Genomic DNA, 2229 nt, shown 5'->3' on the forward strand with positions numbered 1-2229 from the left:
GTTTACAGCCCAGGCAGGCTTTAGTACTAATGTTGGCCTCAATGGACAGTACAACGGTTTCTATAATAATGACCTTGGCTTCTTTGGTCAAAAGGTTAGCAAACATGGTCTCCGTCAGGATTTTGTTGATCTTGGTAAACAATACCCCGGCGGCCTGCCGCAGATACAAAAGATGTTCATCCAGAGCCGTAACAGCCCCGAGCTGGCGGCAGAAGCCATGCGTGTAAGCCGTATTATGCAGGGTTTTGACCCTGCGCTCACCACTAAATACCAGAAGGCAAGTCCTAACCAGGTATACAATATATCTTATGGCAATACATTTAAAGTATTTAACGGGCATGCCCTTGGTTTGATAGCCAGCGCCAACTACTACCAGCGCACAAACGATGTGTATAATGCCAGAAGGAACCAGTATAGCCTGTTTCAGGGCATTGTAACAGGTTCGCCCGCTATCTTCAACCCGCTGCGGATACCAGCTTTCGTGACGCCTAACTACCGCAGGCTGAACAACTACTTAAGCTATACAGAAAATATGGGCACGCGTACGCTCAGCTATGGCGGCCTGCTGGGGTTAACTTACCAGTTTAATAAGCGTAACGAGATCCAGGCACAGTACATAGGCAGCAGGGGCGCGGAATCGGAAGCCAGTAACCTGACCGGCGCCTGGCAGAACACCGGTCTTAATTTCCCGGTATACAACGTGATCAACCAGCTTCGCATCACCTACCGCACTTTTGACACCTATAACTTTCAGGGTGAACACCAGTTCCTGGATAAATCCTGGTCGCCGCGTTTAAGCTATAATCTGAGCTCTTCCCGCAGTACCCAAACAGATCCCGATTTCCGCTCTACAGACGTGGCTAACCTGCGCACCACGCGCTTCCAGGATCCTAATGGAGTAGGAGTAGGGCAGGATACCTATGCCTTTGTAAGCGGCCTGGTACACGGTGTGGATAACGACAACGCCAACATTATTGTAGCTGATCCCAACGGCCGCCAGTACCGCCAGTTGAAAGAAACCAATTATAACGCCAGGGCCGACCTGAGCCAGCCCTTTAAGGTCGGTAAACTGGATCAGCTATTGAAATTTGGTTTCAACTTCCTTAGAAGGGAACGGGACTTTACAGAGAACATCCTTGGCATTCCCGGTTCCACTTTGGGCGGTGGCGGTATAGAGCTGCTGAATAATGCCAAAGGCAATATAGACCAGCTGGTATCCCCGGCAAATATCGGCCTGCAGAGTCCTGACCAATACGACGGACAGGGAGAGCCAAGAGTAGGCGGCTTCCTTTACCAGGTAAAGAAAGCCCCTAATAACTATAGCGGCTCTTATGAAACACGTGCTTTTTATGGCATGCTGGATGCCCGGTTAAGACAGGATATCCGTATTACAGGCGGAGTGCGTTTTGAATCTACAAACATACAGGCCAATGTAGATACGGTGGATGTATTTGTGCCGCAAAACCTGAATGCACTTACCGGCTTGCCCAATGAAACTGTAAGCTATAGCACCAAAACGCCGCATACCCGTTATGTAAGCACTTACAAGCCTTATTACTCCGCTAACCTGGTTTACTCTGGCCTCCGTAATATGAACTTCAGGTTTGCTTACAGCACATCGCTTGCAAGGCCGGAACTGCGGGAGCTCACCAATATATACGAGTTTGATCCCTTCCAGTTTGCTGTTATAGGCGGTAATCCTAAGCTGAAGAATCAGACTACCAGGAGCGCAGACTTCCGTTGGGAATGGTTCACCAATCCCGGCGAAGTAGTATCCGCTTCCGTGTTCAGCAAAACGATCATCGATCCGTTACAGCGCGTATTCATCTACCGGTCGCAGGGTAATCAGTCTACCGCACCGGAGTTCCCGCTCATCATCTACCAGAACGATCCCAACCACGGTAAGGTGTATGGCGTAGAGCTGGAAGCGCGCAGAGACCTCGGCAAATTATGGCGGCCGCTCAGGTATCTCTTCATAGGTACAAACATATTGCTGGATGTGAGCAGTATTGATAAGAACCCTGAACGCCTGGATGCTTCCCGCATCAACGACAGGCGAGCCCCTGCCACCAGCCCTGTATTCGAGCAGGCGCCGTATGCGGTGAATGCTTACCTCGATTATGCGAATACACGTTCGGGCACCAATATTACTGCCAGCTTCAATATTGTTGGGGCCAGGCTCATACAGGTGCAGCTGGATGGCACGCCCGATTTATATGACCGTCCTGC

At 50.3% G+C, this 2229-nt stretch carries 1 protein-coding gene; it reads left to right on the top strand.

Annotated features, from left to right (window positions below):
* A partial coding sequence (locus tag VN105_RS22680; RefSeq protein ID WP_325644503.1) for a hypothetical protein occupies window positions 1-2229 on the top strand: 2229 nt, incomplete at both ends.

It is taken from the genome of Chitinophaga sp. (genome assembly GCF_035564935.1).
Classification (GTDB): domain Bacteria; phylum Bacteroidota; class Bacteroidia; order Chitinophagales; family Chitinophagaceae; genus Chitinophaga.